Origin of the sequence: Shewanella sp. N2AIL, from assembly GCF_022690845.1 — a bacterium.
GTDB classification, from domain to species: domain Bacteria; phylum Pseudomonadota; class Gammaproteobacteria; order Enterobacterales; family Shewanellaceae; genus Shewanella; species Shewanella baltica.
On record NZ_JALBYT010000008.1, the window covers coordinates 121,518 to 146,061 of the forward strand.

Annotated in this window: 19 protein-coding genes and 1 rRNA gene; 14 read left to right on the forward strand and 6 right to left on the reverse strand. The window is 45.8% G+C overall.

The annotated features are described in order from the left end of the window. The first annotated feature begins 34 nt into the window (after positions 1 to 34). On the forward strand, positions 35 to 790 hold the full coding sequence (locus tag MO387_RS07175) for a 3-deoxy-D-manno-octulosonic acid kinase (protein WP_107950046.1): 756 nt from the start codon (positions 35 to 37) through the stop codon (positions 788 to 790). A gap of 26 nt (positions 791 to 816) precedes the next feature. Here MO387_RS07175 and waaA read toward each other — a convergent pair whose 3' ends face one another. Next, a complete protein-coding gene (gene waaA / locus MO387_RS07180; protein WP_107950048.1) occupies positions 817 to 2,082 on the reverse strand; it encodes a lipid IV(A) 3-deoxy-D-manno-octulosonic acid transferase in 1,266 nt (421 codons plus the stop codon). Between the two features lie 142 nt (positions 2,083 to 2,224). Here waaA and MO387_RS07185 point away from each other — a divergent pair, with 142 nt between their 5' ends. From MO387_RS07185 to glpG, 5 genes are all read left to right on the forward strand, one after another. Continuing rightward, positions 2,225 to 2,872 carry a TetR/AcrR family transcriptional regulator gene (locus MO387_RS07185; protein ID WP_107950050.1) on the forward strand — a complete coding sequence of 216 codons (648 nt, stop codon included), beginning with the start codon at positions 2,225 to 2,227 and terminating at the stop codon, positions 2,870 to 2,872. A 287-nt stretch (positions 2,873 to 3,159) separates the two neighbouring features. Beyond that, on the forward strand, positions 3,160 to 4,353 hold the full coding sequence (locus tag MO387_RS07190) for a glycine C-acetyltransferase (RefSeq protein ID WP_242326150.1): 1,194 nt from the start codon (positions 3,160 to 3,162) through the stop codon (positions 4,351 to 4,353). An 11-nt stretch (positions 4,354 to 4,364) separates the two neighbouring features. After that, a complete protein-coding gene (tdh, locus tag MO387_RS07195) occupies positions 4,365 to 5,390 on the forward strand; it encodes an L-threonine 3-dehydrogenase (protein WP_220591547.1) in 1,026 nt (341 codons plus the stop codon). A 101-nt stretch (positions 5,391 to 5,491) separates the two neighbouring features. Next, positions 5,492 to 5,797, forward strand: coding sequence for a thiosulfate sulfurtransferase GlpE (gene glpE, locus MO387_RS07200; RefSeq protein WP_006084745.1), 306 nt, complete (start codon positions 5,492 to 5,494; stop codon positions 5,795 to 5,797). Continuing rightward, complete coding sequence (glpG, locus tag MO387_RS07205; protein WP_107950052.1) at positions 5,794 to 6,639, forward strand: rhomboid family intramembrane serine protease GlpG; 846 nt, start codon at positions 5,794 to 5,796, stop codon at positions 6,637 to 6,639. The genes glpE and glpG overlap by 4 nt, the downstream gene beginning before the upstream one ends. Positions 6,640 to 6,720: 81 nt before the next feature. On the opposite strand, the gene elbB is transcribed toward glpG, so the two are convergent. Then, positions 6,721 to 7,383: an isoprenoid biosynthesis glyoxalase ElbB gene (gene elbB, locus MO387_RS07210; RefSeq protein WP_006084747.1), complete on the reverse strand. Its 663-nt coding sequence runs from the start codon at positions 7,381 to 7,383 to the stop codon at positions 6,721 to 6,723. A gap of 387 nt (positions 7,384 to 7,770) precedes the next feature. Here elbB and polA point away from each other — a divergent pair, with 387 nt between their 5' ends. Beyond that, positions 7,771 to 10,536, forward strand: a complete 2,766-nt coding sequence (gene polA, locus MO387_RS07215) for a DNA polymerase I (protein WP_242326152.1) — start codon at positions 7,771 to 7,773, stop codon at positions 10,534 to 10,536. 1,270 nt (positions 10,537 to 11,806) lie between these two features. Here the strand turns inward: polA and yihA are convergent. Then, positions 11,807 to 12,466: a ribosome biogenesis GTP-binding protein YihA/YsxC gene (yihA, locus tag MO387_RS07220; protein ID WP_006079362.1), complete on the reverse strand. Its 660-nt coding sequence runs from the start codon at positions 12,464 to 12,466 to the stop codon at positions 11,807 to 11,809. Between the two features lie 168 nt (positions 12,467 to 12,634). On the opposite strand from yihA, the gene MO387_RS07225 reads away from it, so the two are divergent. The 5 genes from MO387_RS07225 to hemN all read left to right on the forward strand — a co-directional run bounded on the left by MO387_RS07225 (position 12,635) and on the right by hemN (position 17,540). After that, entirely contained in the window at positions 12,635 to 13,258 is a 624-nt protein-coding gene (locus MO387_RS07225; protein ID WP_006079361.1) for a c-type cytochrome, read from the forward strand. An 821-nt stretch (positions 13,259 to 14,079) separates the two neighbouring features. Further along, positions 14,080 to 14,718 (forward strand): class I SAM-dependent methyltransferase, encoded by a 639-nt coding sequence (locus MO387_RS07230; RefSeq protein ID WP_107950056.1) that lies wholly within the window; start codon positions 14,080 to 14,082, stop codon positions 14,716 to 14,718. 90 nt (positions 14,719 to 14,808) lie between these two features. After that, positions 14,809 to 15,369 (forward strand): Der GTPase-activating protein YihI, encoded by a 561-nt coding sequence (gene yihI / locus MO387_RS07235; RefSeq protein WP_006079359.1) that lies wholly within the window; start codon positions 14,809 to 14,811, stop codon positions 15,367 to 15,369. Between the two features lie 74 nt (positions 15,370 to 15,443). Next, positions 15,444 to 15,902, forward strand: coding sequence for a DUF2489 domain-containing protein (locus MO387_RS07240; RefSeq protein WP_242326154.1), 459 nt, complete (start codon positions 15,444 to 15,446; stop codon positions 15,900 to 15,902). A 261-nt stretch (positions 15,903 to 16,163) separates the two neighbouring features. Further along, positions 16,164 to 17,540, forward strand: a complete 1,377-nt coding sequence (gene hemN / locus MO387_RS07245; protein WP_006084752.1) for an oxygen-independent coproporphyrinogen III oxidase — start codon at positions 16,164 to 16,166, stop codon at positions 17,538 to 17,540. Between the two features lie 93 nt (positions 17,541 to 17,633). Here the strand turns inward: hemN and add are convergent, their stop codons facing one another. Then, positions 17,634 to 18,629, reverse strand: a complete 996-nt coding sequence (gene add, locus MO387_RS07250) for an adenosine deaminase (RefSeq protein ID WP_242326155.1) — start codon at positions 18,627 to 18,629, stop codon at positions 17,634 to 17,636. Positions 18,630 to 18,839: 210 nt separating this feature from the next. On the opposite strand from add, the gene MO387_RS07255 reads away from it, so the two are divergent. Next, complete coding sequence (locus tag MO387_RS07255; protein ID WP_242326157.1) at positions 18,840 to 20,651, forward strand: DUF885 domain-containing protein; 1,812 nt, start codon at positions 18,840 to 18,842, stop codon at positions 20,649 to 20,651. A gap of 95 nt (positions 20,652 to 20,746) precedes the next feature. Next, positions 20,747 to 21,730, forward strand: a complete 984-nt coding sequence (locus MO387_RS07260; RefSeq protein WP_242326159.1) for an alpha/beta fold hydrolase — start codon at positions 20,747 to 20,749, stop codon at positions 21,728 to 21,730. Here MO387_RS07260 and MO387_RS07265 read toward each other — a convergent pair. Together MO387_RS07265 and rrf are read right to left on the reverse strand one after the other, a co-directional pair. Beyond that, positions 21,687 to 24,137, reverse strand: a complete 2,451-nt coding sequence (locus MO387_RS07265) for a GGDEF domain-containing phosphodiesterase (RefSeq protein ID WP_242326161.1) — start codon at positions 24,135 to 24,137, stop codon at positions 21,687 to 21,689. The genes MO387_RS07260 and MO387_RS07265 overlap by 44 nt on opposite strands. A gap of 288 nt (positions 24,138 to 24,425) precedes the next feature. Then, positions 24,426 to 24,541, reverse strand: a 5S ribosomal RNA gene (gene rrf / locus MO387_RS07270). Between the last annotated feature and the right edge of the window lie 3 nt (positions 24,542 to 24,544).

Here is a 24,544-nt window from a genome sequence, read left to right on the forward strand (position 1 = left end):
CCCTAGGTGCCACGCTTAAGTCAACAAATCTCCGATGAATGCTCAGATACAGCTCATAAAAACCGCCCAAGGTCACATGGCAGTTTGCCAAGATACGCCAACAGATATCGATCCCGCGTGGTTCTCGGTGGATTTTTGGCGGGCTAAAAATGCTGTCGTCGGTTCATCCAAAGGCCGCTACACCACTTGGTTTGTGGCATTTGAGCACAGTCATTGGGTATTGCGTCATTATTGGCGTGGCGGCTTAATGGAGAAATTCAGCAAAGATGCTTACGTTTATACTGGCCTCGAAAATACCCGCGCCATGGGTGAGTTACGCTTATTAGACATTTTGTATCGCGAAGATTTTGCTGTACCTAAACCGATTGCCGCCAACATAGTGCGCGATGGATTATTTTACCGCGCCGATATCATTATCGAACGGGTCGAAGGCGCCGAAGATTTAGTCGCTAAACTTGGCAAAGGGGTCATGAGCACAGAGCAATGGCAGGCATTAGGGGCTTGCATCGCCCAATTCCATCAGCGTGGTGTGTACCACGCCGACCTCAATGCCAAGAATATTCTGTTCCAGCCCGCACAAACTGAACTCTTAACGCCAGAGCGGTTTTATCTTATCGATTTCGACCGTGGTGAGTTAAAAACACCGAGCCCGCAATGGCAGCAATCGAATCTAGACAGACTTTTACGTTCCTTCAATAAAGAACAAGGCAAGTTACCAAACCTTGCCTTCACCGCTGATAACTGGTCATCACTTATGCAAGGCTATCAAGCGGCGATGCAAAGCGCCTGATCCACTAAACGAATTATCCAGTTGAATTAAGCGGTTATTAAAGATTGCGCGAGAAGATATTGTTGTTGCAAGGCACCGCGATTTGCCTCAACCACAGCCAATCCCGCGTTCACCGCCTGCTGGCGTAACTCAGGTTTAGCAAAATACTCAATCAAGTTAGCGGCAAGTTCATCCGCCGAAGCGACAACCCTTAACCCACCAGCATCCGCCAACATCTGCGTAATCTGGGCAAAGTCCCAATGGTTCGGCCCCACCATAACAGGTACGCCCATAGCAACAGGCTCCAAGGGATTATGGCCACCATTATTGATCAGCGTGCCACCGACAAAGGCTTGGTCCGCCGCGCCATAAAAAGTCAGAAGTTCACCCATGGTATCGCCGACCAGCACTTGAGTCGTGGCCGTCACAGGAAGATTACCGCTGCGACGAATTAATTCAAAACCTTGACTGGCAACAACCTCAGCAACGGCAGAAAACTGCTCAGGATGACGCGGTGCAATAATCAGCAAGGCATCGGGCCACTGAGCCAATAATTGCCTATGGGCGATGAGCATGGCGTCAAATTCTCCAGGATGCACACTGCCTGCGACCCAAATCGGCGAGGTTTTACGTCCCCAAGTCTGACGCAACAGCTTGGCATTGGCTAAACGCTCAGGCGTAATACTGAGATCAAACTTCAAGCTACCGCATACTGTCACTCTGTCCGGCGATACACCTAACTCGATAAAACGCTGCGCTTCCACTTGAGTTTGCACCGCAATAACATCGAGTCGTTGCAACATAGGTCGACTGAGTTTAGGGCGCTTAGCATATTGCGCCGCCGACTTGGCCGATAAGCGAGCATTCGCTAACATCAAGCGCACACCGCGTTTAGCAGCAACAGCAACCAAGTTAGGCCACAGTTCGGTTTCCATAATGATGCAAGATTTAGGTGAGACTTGGCGCAAGAAACGCCGCACGCACCAAGGTAAATCAAAGGGCAAATAACAATGCTGCACTGAGTCACCAAAGGCTTTGCGCACTTCAGCAGACCCCGTTGGACTGGTTGTGGTAACCGTAATACTTAGCTCAGGGTGTGATTGCATAATCAAACGGATCAAGGGGATTGCCGCGAGCGTTTCCCCCATAGACACAGAATGGATCAGTAAATCCGTCGATTTTAGTTGGGTTAATCCAAAACGCTCCCCCCAACGACCACGGTAATCGGGACTTTTGATAGCACGAAATGCTAAATAGACGATTAGCAAAGGGGATAATAAATATAAGATCGTGGAATAGAGAAAACGATTCATTAAAAACGTGCTTATGAGTTTTGCCTGATGAATGGCGGCAATGTTAGCATATGCACCAAATTAGGGATAATTTACCAGCAGTATGGCGGTCGTTGGTTAACTCTATCTATGATGTGGCGTTCACTAGCAATTTGGATAACTTATGAAAACCCGCGACAAAATAATCTATGCCAGTCTTGAACTGTTCAACGAGCATGGCGAAAGAAACATCACCACCAATCACATTGCCGCTCACTTAAATATGAGTCCCGGGAATCTTTATTACCATTTTCGCAATAAAGAAGACATTATCCGCTGCATTTTCAGCTTATATGAGAATCATCTCGAATCGGGTTTCCAACCCTATGAAGATAAGCAAGTGGATGTGGAACTGTTAATCGGCTACTTCGATGCCATGTTCTATACCTTGTGGCAATTCCGCTTCATGTACGCCAACCTTGCGGATATTCTCGCCCGCGATGAAGAGCTAAAAAAACGCTATTTGCATGCACAGCAACAAGTCTTAACGCGTTCGAGCCACGTGCTGCATAAACTTAAGCAAGATGGCTTTTTAAACTTAGAGAGCGACAAAATCACGCCACTGGCAGATACCATCAAGATGATCGTCAGCTTTTGGATTGGTTACCAACTCACGCAATCCAGCACATCGACCATCACTAAAGCGACGCTCTATGAAGGTGTGTTGAGGGTACTGATGATTTTCAAAGCCTATGCAACCCCGACATCCGTCGCAACGTTTACTCGCCTAGAGCAGCATTATCACGCGTTAGCGAATCAAGAATCCCTCTAACATCATCCCAAACACCTTTGTTGGGAACTCGCATTCGGTACTGGACTCAAAGCAATTATAGTACTGAGTGCGAACCCGTTTTTCGCTCTACATCCCTTAAAAGAAGACTCAGTTAAACAGTGGCAAACTTATGTTGCACATTAGTTTTTATAATGTAAAAACCGCTTTAGCCCTAAACTCGTTTATCTTGCGAACCTGCATGAAAAAAAGGCTGTAGGCCGATTGGGTTTAGAGTTAGAATGCCGCCACTCCCAAAATCAGAATAAAGTTAACTAAGGAGATATCAGGTGGCCTCTACCTCATTCTACGCACAGATTAATCAACAGCTTGCAGACATCAAAGCCGAAGGCTTATATAAAAGCGAGCGTGTTATTGCCTCACCGCAACAGACTGCCATTCAAGTTAATCAGCAAGAAGTTGTTAACTTTTGCGCGAATAATTACTTAGGCTTAGCGAATCACCCTGAGCTAATCAAAGCCGCCCAACAGGGCTTAGACAGCCACGGCTTTGGTATGGCGTCGGTGCGCTTTATTTGCGGCACCCAAGATATCCATAAAAAGCTAGAAGCTAGCCTGAGCGAATTCCTCGGCACTGAAGACACCATTCTTTACTCTTCATGTTTTGATGCAAACGCCGGTCTGTTCGAGACCTTGTTAGATGCAGAAGACGCGATTATTTCCGATGCGTTAAACCATGCTTCTATCATCGACGGTGTACGTTTATGTAAAGCCAAACGTTTCCGTTATGCCAACAACGACATGGCCGATTTAGAAACTCAGCTGATCGCCGCGAAAGCCTCTGGCGCCCGTAACATCTTGATCGCCACCGACGGCGTATTTTCGATGGACGGCGTGATCGCAAACCTTAAAGGCGTATGTGATTTAGCCGATAAATACGGCGCACTGGTGATGGTCGATGACTCTCACGCGGTAGGCTTTATTGGCGCAAACGGCCGTGGCACCCACGAATATTGCAATGTGATGGACAGAGTCGACATCATCACAGGCACCTTAGGCAAAGCCTTAGGCGGCGCATCGGGCGGTTTCACTTCGGGTAAAAAAGAAGTCATCGACTGGTTACGCCAGCGTTCACGCCCTTACCTGTTCTCTAACTCATTAGCGCCGTCAATCGTGACTGCATCTATCCATGTGTTAGAAATGCTCAAGTCGGGCCAAGCCCTGCGCGAAGCCGTATGGGAAAACAGCCGTTATTTCCGTGAGCAAATGTCAGCAGCTGGCTTTACCTTAGGCGGCGCAGACCACGCGATTATCCCAGTGATGATTGGTGATGCTAAACTGGCGGGCGACTTTGCTAACCGCTTATTAGCAGAACATATTTATGTTATTGGCTTCTCGTTCCCTGTGGTTCCTAAGGGACAAGCCCGTATCCGTACGCAAATGTCAGCGGCACATACCCGTGAGCAACTCGACAAAGCGATCACCGCCTTTACCCGTATTGCCAAAGAAATGGGCATTATTTAGGACTTAAGACAATGAAAGCACTAAGCAAGTTAAAAGCCGAAAAAGGTATTTGGTTAGTCGATGCGCCTAAGCCAGTGATGGGCCACAACGATCTGCTGATCAAAATTAAAAAAACGGCGATTTGTGGCACCGACATGCACATCTACAACTGGGACGAATGGTCACAAAAAACCATTCCAGTCCCTATGGTTGTTGGTCATGAATATGTAGGTGAAGTGGTTGATATCGGCCAAGAAGTTCGTGGTTTTAAGATTGGAGACCGCGTGTCTGGCGAAGGCCATATTACCTGTGGCCACTGCCGTAACTGCCGCGCAGGCCGCACCCATTTATGCCGTAACACCTCTGGCGTGGGTGTAAACCGTGAAGGTTCATTTGCAGAATACTTAGTTATCCCCGCCTTTAACGCCTTTAAAATCCCTGATGATATCAGCGATGATTTAGCCTCAATCTTTGACCCGTTTGGTAACGCTGTGCACACAGCATTATCCTTCGATTTAGTCGGTGAAGACGTGTTGATCACCGGCGCAGGTCCCATCGGCATCATGGCGGCTGCAGTATGTCGTCACGTAGGTGCTCGCCATGTGGTGATCACCGACGTCAACGAATACCGCTTAGAGCTGGCCCGTAAAATGGGCGCCACGCGCGCTGTGAACGTGTCAAAAGAAAACCTAAAAGACGTGATGAAAGAACTGGGCATGACCGAAGGTTTCGACGTTGGATTAGAAATGTCTGGCGTACCATCAGCCTTCCACGCCATGTTAGATACCATGAACCACGGCGGCAAAGTCGCTATGCTGGGTATTCCTGGTGGCGAAATGGCGATTGATTGGAGCAAAGTGATCTTCAAAGGTTTGGTCATTAAAGGCATCTACGGCCGCGAAATGTTCGAAACTTGGTACAAGATGGCGAGCCTCATCCAATCGGGCTTAGATATTTCGCCTATCATCACTCACCACTTCAAGATTGATGATTTCCAACAAGGTTTCGACGCTATGGGCTCGGGCCAATCGGGTAAAGTGATCCTCAGCTGGGATTAATCCTGCAGAGCATAACCTCGATAGGGGCTGTACACTCGCAGCCCCTTGTTGCACACTTATCCCATCTTGATTTCCATCTCTTAGCTCTGTCAGGTTTTATTATGTCTTCCTTTAAACACTTAAGCGTTAATCAATTGCTGCAAATGACCGAAGCACAGCCAGTGCAAATCGTCGATATCCGCGATGGCAATAGCTTCACCAACGGCCATATTGCAGGTGCAACTAACCTGAATAACGAAAACCTAGCGCAATTTATTAGCCAAGCCGATATGGACAGCCCACTGGTAGTGGTTTGTTACCACGGTATGAGCAGCCAAAATGCGGCGCAGTATTTATGCGAGCAAGGATTTGATGACGTTTACAGTCTAGACGGCGGCTATAGCGCTTGGCATGAGGCGAATGCATGATAGAAATTGGCCGACTCCCCAACAGTAGAGCCGCACAGGCATTTGTCGATTACCTCAAAGGTGAACACATTGACTGCCAAATTGAGCCGCTGGTGCAAGGTGTCGCCATTCTCGTCATCCATGACAAAGATGTGGAGCAAGCGCGTAAAGAGTTTGCCCATTTCATGGCTCATCCCTACGACAGTAAATATCTACAAGCCTCGTGGGAACACGGCGATACCCAAACTAAGATAGATTACGGCGCACCTTCACTACAGTTGTTTACCCAATTCATTACTGGTGCAGGCCCAGTCACACTCATCATATTTGCAGTTTGTGTACTCATTTTTGCGGCGATGAACTTAGGGTTCGCCAACCAAGCCTACGCAGCACTGTCCTATTTTGGCGCTGTACCAAATTCAGAGTTCAGCCAGTTCTGGCGTGTTTTTACCCCGAGCCTGCTGCATTTTTCAGCCATGCACGTCATTTTTAACTTGCTCTGGTGGTGGTATTTAGGCGGTAAAATCGAAACCCGTATCGGCACAGCGCCATTGCTAATCTTGCTGTTTGTGGCGGGCACACTGCCAAACGTCATCCAATATTATGTCGGTGGACCTAACTTCGGCGGGCTATCTGGCGTTGTGTATGCCGTGGTGGGCTACACTTGGATAATGGGGTTACGTAAACCTGTGGCAGGTATAGGCTTACCGCCATCATATATGGCCTTTATGATGATTTGGTTGGCATTGGGATTCACGGATATTCTAGGGGTTGCCGTTGCGAACGGTGCCCACATTGGTGGCTTACTCATAGGGTTAGCCCAAGGTTTATTCGATAGCCGCAAGTCCTCAAGCTCAATCTAATCCCGTTATACCAAGATAAATCCACAAGAACGTATGGGGATTTATCTTGGTTCAATGACGCGCTCTTGCACTTCTACAAACCTAACGCGCGTCAGTCATCTCCAGTACCTTAGCAACCAGCTTCTCGATGCCTGAATGCGCTTCAGCAATACTTCCAGCCAACATATAAGCGGGAGTGCTGACAATTCGATTCGCTTCATCTACGACGATCTCATGCACAGTCGCGACTTGATGCTCTCCACCCATCAAATTGAACGCCGCAACAGTATCGCTATCATTACCAATAGTGCCTTTTACGCCATGGGGATATAAACGTGGAATCATCATAGGTGCGATACAGATAAAGCCAACGGGCTTTTTCGCCAGAATGAACTCATTGATAAAATCTGTGACCAGCGGATCGACTTCACACTCGCTGCCGTTCGTCGCAAAATTACACAGATTTTTCGCCGCACCAAAACCACCGGGAATGATCAAGGCATCAAATTCGGCGATAGCTAATTCTGTGGTCGCTTTAACTTCGCCACGGGCAATGCGCGCCGACTCCACCAGCACATTACGACTTGCTGTCGCATCGACCTCGCCAGTGAGGTGATCGACCACATGCATCTGTTTGATATCAGGTGCAAAACATTGGTAGTGAGCCCCCGCTTTGGATAAGCATAAAAGCGTTAAAACCGATTCATGGATCTCTGTTCCATCGAAAACACCGCATCCACTCAGTAACACTGCGACTTTTTTCATTAAAAATATCCTTCTTATGTCATTAAGTTTTAACAAACTACAAACAAACTAGTTGATCTGATTAAAAATCGTGCTAACTTAATTCGTCGAATCTGACGGGTGCCGAAAATTAAGCCAATCCTTAGATGTATTTTACGGAGTCAATAAAAAATCCACAAATTGGGAAGATTTTTTAAGAAACAGTATTGAACTCACACAAATCTTTTATAAATATAAAAAACAACAACTTAAAAATATCGCACTAAGCCGTAATCATCGCCATTATTCTCAGTTGACTTTTTCACTCACAGACTTATCCACAGGCTGGGAATCATTTTGCCGTGGCTGAAATAGCGCTTATGTGGCATGCTTAGCGCCATCTAAGTCATCGATAAACGAAAAATACTTATGCCAACCGTCGCTAAAAACCCACTTGTGCTTGTGGATGGATCTTCTTATTTATATCGCGCTTATTATGCGCCTCCTCACCTGACAAACTCAAAGGGCGAAGCAACCGGTGCCGTTTATGGCGTAGTGAATATGTTACGCAGCTTGCTGACTCGCTATCAGCCAAGCCATATCGCAGTCGTGTTCGATGCCAAGGGCAAAACCTTCCGCAATGACATGTACAGCGAATACAAAGCACAGCGCCCACCTATGCCTGATGACCTACGTTCGCAAATCGAACCTTTACACCGCATTATTCGTGCACTGGGTTTACCACTGATTTCGATTTCCGGCGTCGAAGCCGATGACGTGATCGGCACTATTGCTCGCCAAGCCAGTTTAGAAAACCGTGCAGTGCTTATCAGCACTGGCGATAAAGACATGGCGCAGTTAGTCGATGAGAACGTCACGCTCATCAACACCATGACAGACACCATAATGGGCCCAGAAGAAGTCGCGATTAAATTTGGTGTTGGTCCAGACCGTATCATAGATTTGCTCGCGCTGATGGGCGACAAGGCCGATAACATTCCCGGCTTACCCGGCGTTGGTGAGAAAACAGCGCTCGCTATGCTCACAGGAGCCGGCAGCGTGAGTAACTTATTAGCGGAGCCCGAAAAAGTCGCCGAGCTAGGCTTTAGGGGTTCTAAAACCATGGCGGCGAAGATCATTGAAAATGCCGACATGCTCAAGCTTTCTTACGAACTCGCCACCATCAAAACCGATGTCGAACTTGAGCAAGACTGGCACGAACTCACCATCAAGCCTGCGGACAAAGATGAACTGATCAAATGCTACGGCGAGATGGAGTTTAAGCGTTGGTTAGCCGAAGTCTTAGATAATAAAATCACTGCAAATACCCCAATTGATGCGGCATCCGAGACACAGGAAGACTCGACTCCAGTCGAAGCGATTGCAACGCAGTACGACTGCATTCTCACGGAAGCTGAATTAGACGCTTGGATTGCTAAGCTTAAAAAAGCCGACTTGATGGCAGTAGATACCGAAACCACCAGCTTAGATTACATGGTGGCGGAATTAGTCGGGATCTCCTTCGCCGTTGAGGCAGGAAAAGCGGCTTATCTGCCTTTGACCCATGATTATGTTGGCGCGCCGACTCAAATCAATAAAACCGTCGCGCTAGAAAAACTGCGTCCACTGCTTGAGGATCCAAAACTTAAGAAAGTCGGTCAAAATCTTAAGTACGATATCAGTATTTTAGCCAATGCGGGGATCAAACTGCAGGGCGTCGCTTTCGATACTATGCTCGAATCCTATATATTCAACTCAGTGGCTTCGCGCCATGATATGGATGGCTTAGCACTCAAGTACTTAGGCCATAAAAATATCAGCTTCGAAGAAATCGCCGGTAAAGGTGCAAAACAGCTGACCTTCAACCAAATTCCACTGGAAACGGCTGCGCCTTATGCGGCCGAAGATGCCGACATCACCCTGCGTTTACACCAACATTTGTGGCCAAGACTCGAAAAAGAAGCGGAACTGGCCGCTATGTTTACCGAAGTCGAATTGCCGCTCATCCAAGTATTGTCGGATATTGAACGCCAAGGGGTATTAATCGATAGCATGTTACTCGGCCAACAAAGCGATGAGCTGGCGCGTAAAATCGATACCTTAGAAGAGAAAGCCTACGACATTGCCGGTGAGAAATTTAACCTTGGTTCGCCTAAGCAACTGCAAGTATTGTTTTTTGAAAAGCTAGGTTATCCGATCACCAAAAAGACCCCCAAGGGCGCACCATCGACCGCGGAAGAAGTGTTGGTCGAATTGGCGTTAGATTTCCCTCTGCCAAAGGTGATCCTCGAACATCGCAGCCTATCTAAATTAAAGAGCACTTACACAGATAAACTGCCACTAATGGTCAACGCTAAAACGGGTCGTGTGCACACTAGCTATCATCAGGCCAATGCGGCAACAGGACGCTTATCATCGAGCGAGCCTAACCTGCAGAATATTCCTATCCGCACCGAAGAAGGTCGCCGTATTCGCCAAGCCTTTATCGCACCTGATGGTCGTAAAATTTTAGCAGCCGACTACTCGCAAATCGAACTACGGATCATGGCGCATTTATCCCAAGATGCCGGCTTACTCAAAGCCTTCGCCGAGGGCAAAGACATTCACAGAGCTACGGCTGCCGAAGTGTTTGGCACGGACTTTGATGAAGTAACCACAGAACAGCGTCGCCGCGCCAAAGCGGTTAACTTCGGCTTAATTTACGGCATGTCAGCCTTTGGTTTAGCGCGTCAGCTCGATATCCCACGCCACGAAGCACAAACCTATATCGACACCTACTTTGCCCGCTATCCTGGCGTATTACGCTATATGGAAGAAACGCGTGCGGGGGCTGCCGACCTAGGTTATGTATCGACTCTGTTTGGCCGTCGCCTCTATTTACCCGAAATCCGTGATCGTAATGCGATGCGCCGCCAAGGTGCTGAACGTGCTGCGATTAATGCCCCAATGCAAGGCACGGCTGCCGACATCATCAAAAAGGCCATGATCAATATCGCCCAGTGGATCAAGACAGAAACCCAAGGCGAAATCACTATGATCATGCAGGTTCACGATGAATTGGTGTTTGAAGTCGATGCGGATAAAGCAGAAGCGCTTAAAAAGACAATCTGTACTTTAATGGCACAAGCCGCCGATCTCGATGTTGAACTGCTTGCCGAAGCGGGCATTGGTAATAACTGGGATGAAGCCCACTAACCTTAGTGACATCAAAACCAACACTATCAATATAATTTAAAGTAAATAAAGCTAACCTGAATTCAATATTTTGAACTCAGGTTAGCTCTCTCCCGTCTTAATCATCTCTAAGCACATCAATACTGAGTCCCTTTCATCACTGTGCGAAAATTATCTTTTCACAATACAAATCAGATCATTAAGTTAAGAAACACTGCATCGGCAGCACAATGTATGACTCTCAACGAAGCAATCTCGACTCCACACGTATTAGACCATCAAGTTCGGCGCGACTTAACTGGCGACATAATGTATGACTCACAGCCAAACAATCTGTATTCCGAACACGCTAGTTCGTTAAGCGCAGCGCAACTTAACAGACGACACAAACCATGACTCGCAACCAAACATTCCTTACCCCACAAATACTAGTGCATTAAGTACGATGCAACTTCATCGGCAGCAATATGCATAACTCACTACCACACAATCTTTACCTGATACATTTAGCAGTAGAGCTCATCGATACACTGCCGCAGCAGATGGAGACTCAAGGGTGTGATTACACGAATCGAAACGGCGTTAAAGCCAGCCATATATGCTCAAAAGCAGTCATAACGGTTGTTCTCTCACGCGTACACTAAAACATTAAGCCAGATTTAGAGTAAAAACATTAAATCTCAAATATTGATCTCTTTTGTATATAAATTTCGGATTACCCCGCTAAATCAGCCGATTAAGCATTTTTAATGAAATTTTAAGATCAATTTAAGATGCTTTTTCACTCACAACCTGAGATCAAGCGCACATAATTACCTCTTTTTTGAAAAAACTGTTTTCCATTTAAAGATAAATGGAGTAATATTCTCTGCGTAGGGTACAGAGGTTAAGATGTTCTATCTTTCAGACCTTTATTTCACTTATAGTGATGAGCCAAATTCTGGCGCCTCAGCAACTTGTTTGCTGAGGCTTTTTTTTGCTCTTTTTTCAGACTTTAGGTAAATTTTAGAGTATTTACTTTAATAAAAAGTAAATTGGCTGTATGCTAGTTTCATTGAGAACCATTGAAGCTAATTTGGTGGTGCTTGAGTCTTGTTGAATTTAGCTTCTCCCCAAAAGAGCTAATATTTTTGGCCGGTGACACTGTCATCGGCTATTTTTTTGCCTGAAATTGACGAAAAGTTAATAGGGATAAAAGCTTAACAAGAGGGAAAGATAAGGAAAAATTACAGGAAAACAGAGGGGCGGCATACACAATCAAACTCGACCATGTATGCCAAAACAGGCAATATTATTCGGCGTTGTTCGCCGCATCTAACTCATCAGTCAACCATTGCGGATGACACCATTCATTTAGAATAGCCAACACTTTAGGCTTACCGGTTCCTTTAAGCGATGAGAAAGGCTCAACTTGTACCCAGTCACCAAACTCACTCAACGCTAGACGCACTTCATTTACCGTTTTCATCTTAGCGCTTTGAGCTAATTTGTCTGACTTGGTCAGCAAAGCTAACACAGGGATTTCACTGGCAACCGCCCACTCGATCATCTGCATATCGAGATCTTTTAGTGGATGACGTATATCCATCAAGACAACCACGCCACTTAAACAAGCGCGTTTTTGCAAATATTCACCTAATGCCTGCTGCCATTTATTTTTCAACGCAAGCGGGACTTGTGCAAAACCATAGCCAGGTAAGTCAACTAAACGACGCTGAGCATCTAACTCAAATACGTTAATTAATTGAGTTCGGCCAGGGGTTTTACTGGTTCTTGCTAAACTTTTTTGCTCAGTTAATGCATTGAGTGCACTAGACTTTCCAGCATTAGAGCGGCCAGCAAATGCAATCTCAACTCCAACATCGCCGGGCAGATATTGATCCAAATGTGCAATGTCAGGTGCACTGATTAAAAACTTTGCCCTACGAAAATCTATACGAGATTCAGTCACTATTTACTCCGAAATTTTTTTACGCAATACCATAATTTATGAAGAATTACTTACTTTTCCACGTTTTCGTGTAAAATATTACTCCGATCACATTAATCATATTTTACCACGCTTGCGGGTCACCCTAGTAAGCTCAGGATAATAATCTTAACCAGAAGTTGGAACGCCATGAAAAAGCTAGCTCTTGCGCTGTCTGTTGTAATTGCCGCCATATCTTCACCTGCGATTGCTGAAGGTAATGCTGAAGCGGGAAAAACGAAAATCATTGTCTGTTCAGCCTGCCATGGTATGGACGGTAACAGTATGATCGATATGTACCCTAAACTTGCGGGCCAACACGCCACTTACCTCCAAAAGCAACTACATGATTTCCGTAGTGCAGCGCAAACTGGCGGTAAAGACGGTCGTATGGATCCTATCATGAGTGGCATGGCAATGCCTCTAAGCGATCAGGATATTCTCGACATTACTGCATATTTTTCTAGCCAAGTAATCCAAGTGGCTGAAGCGAAAGATGTCCCTGAGTTAGGCGCTAAACTTTACAAAGGTGGCGATGTTTCACGTGGCATTACCGCTTGTATGGCATGTCATGGCCCAGATGGTAAAGGCGCTGAACTTGCAGGCTTCCCAACATTGGCTGGCCAACACGCCAACTACATCAAGATCCAACTGACAAAATTCCGTGAAGCGGGTCGTCATAATGATCTGAACGGCATGATGCAAGATGTGGCTAAAAAGCTAAGCGATAGCGATATCGACGCACTATCTAAGTATCTTTCTAGCCTGAAATAATCTTAGTCAGTTAAGAAAAGGGTGTATTATCACCCTTTTCTTACACCACCAAGTTGACGTGAACGTAAACTGCATAAGATTCCTGCTTGACATAGATCACAGATTTGGGTTTAATAAGCCCCGTACCGAGATAAACCCATCTGTTTGTACAAAAAGATTAATAATAACTTACAGGTTTCGGTATAATTAACATTCAAGATATAAGAATAAAGACACTCAATAACAATAATATACTTAAGACCACTCTCTAATAATAACAAGAGTCGTGATTTCCACTTGAAATCCAGGTCAGCACAATTTTGTAAGGGATGGCCGATAACGCCAATTTGCTTCTAGCAAAACGCCTTACACTCAGGGTAACTTGCCCCATCAGGACACAGTTTACATGATGTAAACTGTAGCAAAGGAAGCGATAAGCTTAGGATGCACTGGCTGGATGCTTGTTATCACTGGAAGGTACTTAAATAACATGGATGGTTAACTAAACGTCAATGATGACGATGCTATACAATGATGTGTCGCGAGACCATCTACGGAAACTGTGGTCAGGATGGCGACAGAAAAAAATAAAGTGTCTGGAAGACCATTAACAAAAATAATGCAGGGAAAGCAGTAAAAAAAAGAAGGATACCGACCGGGAAAGTCGCATAGCAAGTATGGATACTTGGAATCAGGATAAGGTGCTAAAGCACCCTTTGTAAGGCGGCAGTTTAACTGCCGCCTTTTTTCTTTGGTGTAAATACACCACCAGTGTCTAAAATGTGCACTCGACCAATATAATTGGTACAATCAAAGCCTTAATAACCACTTCAGCAGACTCAATGCCCAGATGCCCTCTTTGTCATAACAGTCAGACACAACTCCTTCATCAAGATAAAAAACGGAGTTTTTATGTTTGCAAGACATGTGAGTTAACCTTTGCGGATGCCAATAGCCATTTACCACCCGCGGCAGAGAAACAAAGATACGGTCGTTCACGCATTGCGTTGAAGCAAAAGCAGCTATCGCAATTTATCTTGCCGCTGTTAGCGCAATTAGAGCAGCAGCAAGCTGGTCGTTTATTAGGATTGAATTTTGGACGCATACTCGATAATGAGAGTTTGGCGACCATAGAAAATGCGGGCCACAAGTTAAACCAATACGATCCCTTTTTTGCCCCGAATCATGATGTGTTAAAGCAAGAATATGATTTTATCTGCTGTTATCGCGTTTTTGAGCATTTTCAGTACCCAATAAAAGAGTGGGCCTTACTCTCTCGACTACTTCATCCAGGTGGTTGGTTAGCGATAAGCACACCGTTACTGACTGAATTAGATGGTTTTGCTAAGTGGCATTACAAGAACAACCTCACCCATGTGAGCTTTTACCAGCGACAAACCTTCGAGTACCTAGCAAACAATAGCGATTTTGAACTATTATTTGCCGCAAAGGACCTCGTTTTGATGCAAAAAACATCATAATCTGGTATAACACTCGGCCTAATTTCGCACCTTGTAGACAAGCTCAACCTTAGTCTACGGGGCCATACGTTGTAAACAATTGAGAAGACCATGTCTCGTAGCAAGAAAACACGCAAGGGCGGCGAGAACAGCCCTAAGTTACAGCCAAGAGTGAAGAAGCAAGATCGCGCTGTAGCGACTGGCAAACGTAAAGATTCTGGCAATAAATCAGGCAGTCGTCATAACGAAAGCTTAATTTTAGCGCAAGCGCCGCAACAGCAGGCCGCGAAGAAAAAAGACCCGCGTCATGGCAGCAAGAAGCCTATTGCTTTAGCGATTCCAGCGGCAGTGGTTACAGATAAAGCCGCTCAGCCAAAAGTGAAACAAGCTAAGCTGACTGACGAGCAAAAACTGCTGAAATTGGAAGAAGATCCAAGACTAAATCAGCTGTTAGATATGCTTGAAGAAGGCCGTGATCTCAACGATGTTGACCAAAAATGGTTAGATCAACAGCTGAATAAGATAGAAGCTCTGATGGTTAAACTGGGTATTAGCGATGATATGGATGATGATGCACCTTCATCACCAGCTAAGTCTTTGTCTGACGATGAGTTGTTCGACAAGTTCGAATCAGGCGCCGACTTACTGAAAGATTATCAAGACAAGTTCTAAACCTCTCAGTGCTAAGGCATAGGGAACTCAGTTTTTTAGCTGTGCTCCTTATGCCATTCATATAAGGAGTCTCTGTGTCTACGGCTATCATTATTCTCGGTTTTATCATCATAGTAGCGCTTAGTAGCTACGCCACCTTCTTAATCCTAAAACTCAAGCAGCAAAAAAAGCGTCAGCAGGCCGAACGTGAAGTCACGGCGAATGCAAAACGCGCCCAAGTTTTAGATGATATCCGCTATATCGCCACAGCCATGATTGAAGACCGCTGTGAGATCTCTGAAGGTGTGGTCAGAATTGGGCGATTATTTGAAATCCTGTCATTGAGTGAGCGCGTGGCTCCCTATTACCCTTCATTATTCAAACACTTTGAGCTAATTAAAGATCATCCCATCATGGATGCTCGCCAAGCCTTGCCTAAGCAAGAAAGGATGAAGTTAGACTTGATCAGAATGAAGTCCGAAGCGGCATTAGAGCAAGGCATTAGTGATGACGCGAAAAAACTGGCGGATTACCAAGCCAAAGCGATGCATTAAACCCGCTCATTGTTATACCTCAAGACCACTTATGTTGTGGTTTTGAGGTCATCTCGATAAAACCCACTCAAATCTTACTCTGCTTTCTCCCGTGAGCCTGCGCACAAAACCACCACATATCGACAGACAAGCGTACTTTTTTGATAGATATTGCGTAACTTCTAAAAAGACAGACGTCATTTTTACAACCTAGATCAAGGTTATTTACTTAAGAACCTTGCATACTTCGCTTGTTGCTAATTTACCCACGGAGGACACGCCTTGAAGCAGCCCACTCAGATTAGCTGGGATCAGTCGATGATCGAAAAGTATAACTACAGCGGTCCCCGTTATACCTCTTACCCAACGGCATTGGAGTTCGATGACACATTCACCGAACAAAACCTGCTGACGGCCATTGAAAATAGCAAAAGCGATAAACTGTCGCTGTATATTCATATCCCGTTCTGCGCCAAGCTTTGTTATTACTGCGGCTGTAATAAAGTCATCACCCGCCACCAACACAAAGCCGATCAGTACATTGAATATTTGAGCCAAGAAATTATCAAACGTGCGCCCCTGTTTAAACATTACAGTGTGACCCAAATGCATTGGGGCGGCGGTACACCTACGTTCTTAAATCCTGAGCAGATTCTTAAACTTACGTCATTGATTAAAGCTAACTTTAACTTTGCGGAAGAAGGCGAGTACTCAATTGAAGTCGATCCTCGCGAGATAGAACTGTCAATGCTCGACACGTTGAAAGAAGCGGGTTTTAACCGGATCTCCATCGGCGTACAAGATTTCAATAAAGAAGTACAAATTGCCGTTAATCGCGAACAAGACGAGCAATTTATCTTCGACTTGATGGCCAAAGCGAAAGCCATGGGTTTTGTGTCGACCAACATAGATTTAATCTATGGTTTGCCACACCAAACGCCAGAAACCTTTGCCGTCACTATGCAGCGCGTTTTAGATTTATCGCCTGACCGTCTGTCGGTATTTAACTATGCTCACTTACCTGCGCGCTTTGCTGCACAACGTAAGATCAAAGACGAGCATTTACCTTCGCCAAAACAAAAACTCGAAATGCTGCACCAAACTATCGAGACCTTAACTGGCGCTGGCTACCAATATATCGGTATGGACCACTTTGCTAAACCCGATGACGAGTTAGCCAAGTTACAGCGCGAAGGCAGACTGCACCGCAACTTCCAAGGTTATACCACCCAAGAAGAATGCGATTTGTTAGGTCTTGGCGTGTCGTCCATCAGCCAGATTGGCGACTGCTATGCGCAAAACCAGAAAGATATCCGCCCTTACTATGAAGCCATAGATAAGGAAGGCCATGCTTTGTGGAAAGGTTGTAGCCTGAACCGTGACGATGAAATCCGCCGCGTAGTGATTAAACAGCTGATTTGCCATTTCGAACTGGATATGGCGAAAATTGATGAAAAATTGGGGATTAACTTCGAAACCTATTTCGCGGAAGATCTTAAGTTAATGCAGACATTTATCGATGACAAGTTAGTTGAAATCGTCGACAGACAGATCACTATTAGCCCAACAGGCCGTTTATTGATCCGCAATATCTGTATGTGTTTCGACCTTTACTATCGTCAAAAAGCGCGTCAGCAACAGTTCTCGCGCGTGATCTAAAGCGCTTATCGCTGCACTCGCGAACGCTCATAAAAAATCCGACTCTAGAGTCGGATTTTTTATTTATAGCTATTTTTAGTAATGACTCAGAGCTTATACCTTAGCGGCATACAGCGCTTTACGCTCACTATCGGATAAAAACGCCATTTCAACGCCGTTGCGTTGCACCTGCGCCAATTCGGCATCGGTTAATTTGAGTTCGGATTTAGCAATACGATACTCATGATTAATGTCGATAGCGCTCACACCGGGATCATCGGTATTTAAGTTGATCAATACGCCTGCATCCATAAAAGTTCTAAAAGGATGCTCAGCGTAAGAAGCGACTGTAGAAGTATGCAAGTTACTGGTTGGGCAAGATTCGATACCAATACGGTGCTTAGCGAGATATTCCATCAACTTAGGATCGTGAATCGCGTTCACCCCGTGGCCAATTCGCGTCGCGCCAAGTTCTTGAATCGCTTGCCACATACTTTGCGAACCCGCGGCTTCACCGGCGTGAGCCGTAATCGCAAGATCTGCATCACGAACACGTTTAAAGTGATCGTTAAATAACTCGCCAGGGAAGCCCATTTCATCGCCAGCTAAGTCCATAGCCACGAGATGTTGTTTATGGGCGAGTAAGCCTTCAAGTTCTTGAGTACAAGCGGCTTGACCGAATGAACGTGACAAAATACCAATCAAATTGATCTTCACGTTATAGTCTTTTAAGCCCGCTTTAACGCCGTCGACTACCGCTTCAACTACGCCTTCAATCGGTAACTTATGGTTCATCGCCATATAGTAAGGACTAAAACGTAACTCAGCGTAATCTAAGCCAGACAACGCCGCATCGGCAACGTTTTCATAGGCAACGCGTTTAACCGCATCTAAGTCAGCGAGTACGCCAACCATCCAATCGAGCTTCTTTAAGAAGGCGACTAAGCTAGTTTCTTTCCCCTGAATTTGCACAAAAGGTGCGAGAGTCTCTAAAGTATCGGCAGGTAGCGCAATGCCGTGTTGGTGTCCTAGTTCCCAAATGGTGTTTACTCGCACATTACCGTCTAGGTGACGATGCAGCTCCACCAATGGAATGGATGTATCAATCATATTTAACCCCTATTTGAACTACCCAGCCAATGCTTTTGTTATTTGGTCGCGGGCGGACACTAAGTTTAACACGCATTTTCAGGGGCATTTATGCGCCAAACGCATTTAAATTCACATTCAGTCACAATTCTGCTTAATATCCATACAAGGAACTGCCGTATTCATCAGGCATAATGACTTCAATAACAACGAAAATATCAGAGATCGACTATGCATAAACTCTTAACCCCCAGTTTATTGATATGCGCATTAAGCGCCTGCACTGCCACTCAAACCACAGAAAATAGCCAAACCGCAGCGCCACAGGCAATATCGACAACACAATCGCAAGTTGAGCCCATAGCTCCCGCGCTGCAGGCGATTATCGACCAGAGCTGGCAATTACAGCTCAGTGCGAGTCCTGAAATGGCTTACAGCATGGGCGATGCCAGTGCAGCAGGAAAATTAGCGGATCTCTCGCCAGCCGCGCTCGCTAAGCTTAATCAAGGTCAAATCGCAGTACTAGCGCAGCTCAAAGTACTCGACCGCAGCAGTTTGAGTAAAGAAGATAAGATTAACGCTCAAATACTGGAAGATCAGATCCAAAACGATGTCGACCTATATCGTTTCAAGGATTATTACCTGCCCATTACGGCGGAAAGCGGCTTCCACGCTTATATCACGTCAATCGCACAGGGAAGATTCAGCACCCTTGAGGATTACCGCAACTATATTGCCAAACTCAATACTCTCCCTACCTATTTCGCCCAGCAAACCCACTGGCTAAAACAAGGATTAGCCGAGGGAATAACGCCGCCAAAAGTAACACTCAATGGCTTTGAAGACAGTATCAGTGCTTATATCGTCCCTGTTGAAAAGAGCAGTTATTTCAAACCTTTTACTCAATATCCCAGCTATTTCACTGAGGCACAAAAAACTCAGCTGACCCAAGAAGGCCGCGCTTTAGTTGAGCAAAAAGTTCTACCTCTGTACCAAAACTTTTATGATTTCATGACTAAAGAGTACATTCCCAATGCACGGGAAAATATCGCGGCCAGTAGTTTACCTAACGGCGCAGAATTTTATGAGAATAGGGTACGTTATTATACGACCTTGAATATGACGTCGACGCAAGTGCATGAACTGGGCTTAAAAGAAGTACAACGTATCCGCCAAGAAATGGAGCAAATCATCAAGTCCGTTGGCTTTAAAGGCAACTTTGCCGACTTCTTACATTTCCTGCGGACCGATCCCCAGTTCTACACCACCAGTGCCGAGCAGTTACTCAAAGAAGCGGCATTTATTGCCAAAAAAGCCGATGCCATGCTACCTAAGTACTTCGGCAAACTCCCACGCCAACCCTATGGTATAGCGCCAGTGCCCGCCGAAATTGCACCGAAATACACCACTGGGCGATATTCAGGATCGAACAGCGATGATGAACCCGGTTACTACTGGGTCAACACTTATGCATTGGATAAGCGCCCACTCTACGAGCTAGAAGCCTTAACCTTGCACGAAGCCGTACCTGGTCATCATCTGCAAATATCACTCAACTCTGAGCTAACCTCACTCCCAGATTTCCGTCGTTATGGCTATATATCTGCCTTTGGTGAAGGATGGGGGTTATATTGCGAATATTTAGGTTTAGAAGCTGGTTTCTACCAAGATCCATATAGTAACTTTGGGCGCTTAACCTATGAAATGTGGCGCGCGGCCCGTTTAGTCGTAGATACTGGCATGCACGCCCAAGGATGGAGTCGTCAACAAGCCATCGACTTTATGGCCAGCAATACCGCACTATCACTGCACAATGTCACTACCGAAATTGACCGCTATATTTCGTGGCCAGGACAAGCCTTGTCCTACAAAATTGGTGAGTTAACAATCAAACGATTACGTGCCAAGGCAGAACAGGAACTCGGCGACAAATTTGATATTCGTGCCTTCCACGATGCTGTGCTCGAAAATGGCTCTGTACCTATGTCGATCCTCGAACAGCAAATCAATGATTTTATTGAAGCGAAAAAGGCGACACGCTAAGTTAATGAAATTCATGGGAGTCGGTATTTTCAGACTCCCATGGTTGTCTGTTACACTCTAACAAACCATTCAAGCCAAATGATTTGCGACTGAGTATGAGCAAAGCCAAAGCGACATTTTCGACTGAACACGATTTAAATACCTCAGAGCAGCAAGCCTTCTGGCAAAGCGTTGTTCAAGACACGCTGATCACAGCTGATGGCATCACGCTGGCTTATATGATGGTCAAACATCCCCAAGCGCATACCGCAATCGTTCTCAGTAGTGGCCGAGTTGAATCCTATTTAAAGTATCAAGAATTGGTCTTCGACTTGTACCAACAGGGTTACTCAGTTTATGCCATCGATCACCGTGGCCAAGGATTGTCGGATCGTATGACAATCAATCCGCACATGGGCCACGTGCGAAGATTCAATGATTATATCGATGATTTTGCACTGTTTATGCAAAAGAAAGTGTTACCGCAAAACTACAAACAACTCATGCTACTTGGCCATTCAATGGGCGGCGCGATTGGCACTTTGTATCTCAAACAGCATCCCGATATTTTTACCGCCGCGGCATTTTCAGCGCCCATGTATGGCATCAAATTACCTATGCCAAAAGCATTCGTGCGCTGGTTAGCCAGTAAACTCGATACCACTCTCAATGGCGGCGAACCTAACTATGTGCTTGGAGGACAGAACTATAAACCGGTTCCCTTCAAAGGAAATGAGCTAACCCATTGCCAAAGTAGATACCAAGCCTATCGAGACTTGTATGACGCGGCCCCTAAGTTACAACTCGGTTCCCCAACTAACCGTTGGTTGACAGAATCTTTAGATGCAGCAGACACCTGCGTACTGGCAACAGCGCAAATTCGCACGCCGATCCTGATACTGCAAGCGAGTGAAGATAAGATTGTTGATAATGCAGCCCAGAATCTTGCGGTGAGCACTCATTGCCAATTGAAGGTGATCGCAGGGGCTGCCCATGAGATTTTTATGGAAAAAGACGCCTATCGGAACCAAGCCTTAAATTATGCCCTCGACTTCTTTAAACGCTTCGCAATAAAGGACGAGGACAAACAAGCTGGATAAAGTCCACTTGGTTTAACGCTCGGCTGAATAAATAGCCCTGATAACCATCACAGCCAAATTCAACAAAGGCTTGATAGTATTGGGGTGATTCAACGCCTTTAGCCACCACGTGCAAATTAAACTGCTGCGCAGAGACAATTAACGCCTTCACTCTTTGTGGCATTGCGGCTAATGAATCAATACAACTCATATCCAATTTAACCGCAACTAATGGCTGGTTGGCTAAACAACTCAAAGCACTCGATCCAGAACCGAAATGATCGAGGACGATGCCTATCCCTGCATCAACTAACTTAGACACGCGCTCAGCCACAAACTGTGGTTGCATTAACAATGCGGCCTCATTGAGCTCAATACCCAGTTGATGAGCCACAATGCCATGCTCTTTAACTAACGCAACCAATGCATCAACAAAATCTGCCTGACCAAATGAGAATGCACTGATATTAAGAGTTAAAGTCGGTAAACTCCGGCCTTGGGCATGGGATGTCTGAATAAACTGACACACACGATTAGCGACCCAAAAATCGAGTTCTGCAATCATTCCTCCCTGTTCGGCTAACGCCACGAACTCTGCAGGTGGGATAAACTCGCCATCGGCACGATACCAACGCGTGAGCACTTCAGCCGAGACCAATTCACTGTGCGCATTCATCACAGGTTGGAACATTAACGTCATACTATCTTGCTGTAATGCCGCCTGTAATTCCTGTTGTAACTGTTCATCACGGCTCTGACGTAAATCCATCTCAGCATGATAGAAAGCGCATCCCGCTTGCCCAGGTTGCTTAGCACTCAAGGCTGCTAACTCGGCGCGGCGCATGACTAAAGCTGGATCTAAGGTCTCTATGCTGTCGAGCAAACAAATCCCCACATTCGCGCTGAGCTCAAAGTGATGATGACCGTAATGGAATGGTCGAGCAATCACTTGCCTTAACTCACTCGCAAGCGCTAAAGCACGACGCGCAGCCACTGAAGCATCAATCGCTAAGTCTTTCGCCAGCAAAACAAAATCACCGGACTCCAATCGACCAACGGTAATATTCTCAGTGAAATAACTCGATAGACGTGCAGCCACTTGCGTGAGTAAACGCTCTAATTCGTGGGAGTTTAGAGTCGCGACCAAGCCTAATCTATCTACCTCAACAAGCAACAATGCTCCCCATTGGCCAGAGCTATTACCTTGGGTTAAAAATTGCGACAGTCGCGCCATAAAGACATCGGGCAACATTTTACGACCCGTAACCGATTGATCCACAAGTTCATTAATCGCAGCATGGTTCTTGGCACTTTCTGACACATCCATATGAATGCCGATCATCCGAGTCGGACGTCCTTGAGGGTCCCAATCAACCAACATGCCGCGATCCAGCACCCACACATAATGCCCCTCTCTATGTCGCAGGCGATGGACACTTTCAAATTCCTTACTTTTACCGCTAACGTACTCCTGCAACGCATCAAGTACGATATCCCTATCATCGGGATGTAACCGCGTTTCCCAAGTCTGGAATACGCCCGCTAATTCATCCGGTGCATAACCGATCATCTCTTTCCAGCGATCAGAAAGAAAAACCTCACCCGTGCTGATATCCCAATCCCAAATACCGTTCCGCGAGCCTTCCACTGCAAACAGCCAGCGCAGTTCGCTATCATTCAACTGTTTCACGGCACGACTCAAACGTTCATGTACCTGTTGCAAACTGGCTTGCAATGATAGGACTTCTGATGAGCTCCAAGGGATCGATGTCGAAAAGGAAGAAGTCCCTACCTGTTTAGCGGCCTCGCTTAATATTTGGAATGGACGGATCAACAGGAAATAGAGAATGAAGGTAAAACCTATCAGTAATAATCCACCCAGCCCCCAAACCCGCATAAAACGTTGTTGTAACTTAGCGGAAGCTTCGGCGACTAAAGGCGCTAAATCGGCTTCAAGATAAATCAAATCAACCGCACCACCATACTGAGGCAAGACGGGATAATATGCTTGAATGGTTAAGCGTTCGAGATTAACGAGAATTTGTGGCAGGAAAGCCTGAACCACTGCACGATGACGAGTAGCATCATAACCATCAATGACTTGCATGGCATTGCTATCGCGCCAAACAGTATGGTTTGCAAAACGAATACGGCTATCAGCATCAACTAAGATATAAACCATAGTGCCCATATCCAGCGCTGCTAAGGAAACCTCCTGCTCGATCCGCTCCACATCCTGTAAAGCCTGCGCCGATTGAACCACATTCTGCATCCGAAACAACTGCTGCTTTATCAGTGTCGATTGTCGCTGCGCCAATTCAGCACGCACTTGATCGCTTTCAAACAGGTACTCGCCTATGACCAACACTAAATATAGTGTCAGCATACACAGAGGGAGCAGTACCGCGAGCGAAAGCTTACGAAGCATAGGCAACAGACAGCCTTTAACAAAAATGTGAATAGTTTTGTATGCTAACGGGAAACTAACCACTAAGCAAAAGGACTTATCAAACTAAGCGAGATCTTGATGTAAATAATGAACTTAGAGTATAAAAGCCTGAAATAAAGGAAGGAAAAAACGTAAAGAACTAGCGAAATGACCAGAGCTAAAACGAATAGAACAATGTTCTGTATTAACGCTGATTTAACAAATCGCAGACGCAAAAAAGCCAGCTTATTCAGCTGGCTTCGTTACATCTCAATGAGATAATTAGGCGCTTGGCGATGACCTACTCTCACATGGGGAGACCCCACACTACCATCGGCGCGTTTGCGTTTCACTTCTGAGTTCGGGATGGGATCAGGTGGTTCCACAAGGCTATTGTCACCAAGCAA

Coding starts and splice junctions, on each gene's coding strand:
- MO387_RS07175 (WP_107950046.1), top strand. CDS start 35: ATGAATGCTCAGATACAGCTCATAAAAACCGCCCAAGGTCACATGGCA.
- elbB (WP_006084747.1), bottom strand. CDS start 7,383: ATGAAAAAAGTCGCAGTGTTACTGAGTGGATGCGGTGTTTTCGATGGA.
- MO387_RS07265 (WP_242326161.1), bottom strand. CDS start 24,137: ATGCTTCGTAAGCTTTCGCTCGCGGTACTGCTCCCTCTGTGTATGCTG.
- MO387_RS07185 (WP_107950050.1), top strand. CDS start 2,225: ATGAAAACCCGCGACAAAATAATCTATGCCAGTCTTGAACTGTTCAAC.
- glpG (WP_107950052.1), top strand. CDS start 5,794: ATGATAGAAATTGGCCGACTCCCCAACAGTAGAGCCGCACAGGCATTT.
- waaA (WP_107950048.1), bottom strand. CDS start 2,082: ATGAATCGTTTTCTCTATTCCACGATCTTATATTTATTATCCCCTTTG.
- yihI (WP_006079359.1), top strand. CDS start 14,809: ATGTCTCGTAGCAAGAAAACACGCAAGGGCGGCGAGAACAGCCCTAAG.
- MO387_RS07225 (WP_006079361.1), top strand. CDS start 12,635: ATGAAAAAGCTAGCTCTTGCGCTGTCTGTTGTAATTGCCGCCATATCT.
- glpE (WP_006084745.1), top strand. CDS start 5,492: ATGTCTTCCTTTAAACACTTAAGCGTTAATCAATTGCTGCAAATGACC.
- polA (WP_242326152.1), top strand. CDS start 7,771: ATGCCAACCGTCGCTAAAAACCCACTTGTGCTTGTGGATGGATCTTCT.
- add (WP_242326155.1), bottom strand. CDS start 18,629: ATGATTGATACATCCATTCCATTGGTGGAGCTGCATCGTCACCTAGAC.
- tdh (WP_220591547.1), top strand. CDS start 4,365: ATGAAAGCACTAAGCAAGTTAAAAGCCGAAAAAGGTATTTGGTTAGTC.
- MO387_RS07230 (WP_107950056.1), top strand. CDS start 14,080: ATGCCCAGATGCCCTCTTTGTCATAACAGTCAGACACAACTCCTTCAT.
- MO387_RS07255 (WP_242326157.1), top strand. CDS start 18,840: ATGCATAAACTCTTAACCCCCAGTTTATTGATATGCGCATTAAGCGCC.
- MO387_RS07260 (WP_242326159.1), top strand. CDS start 20,747: ATGAGCAAAGCCAAAGCGACATTTTCGACTGAACACGATTTAAATACC.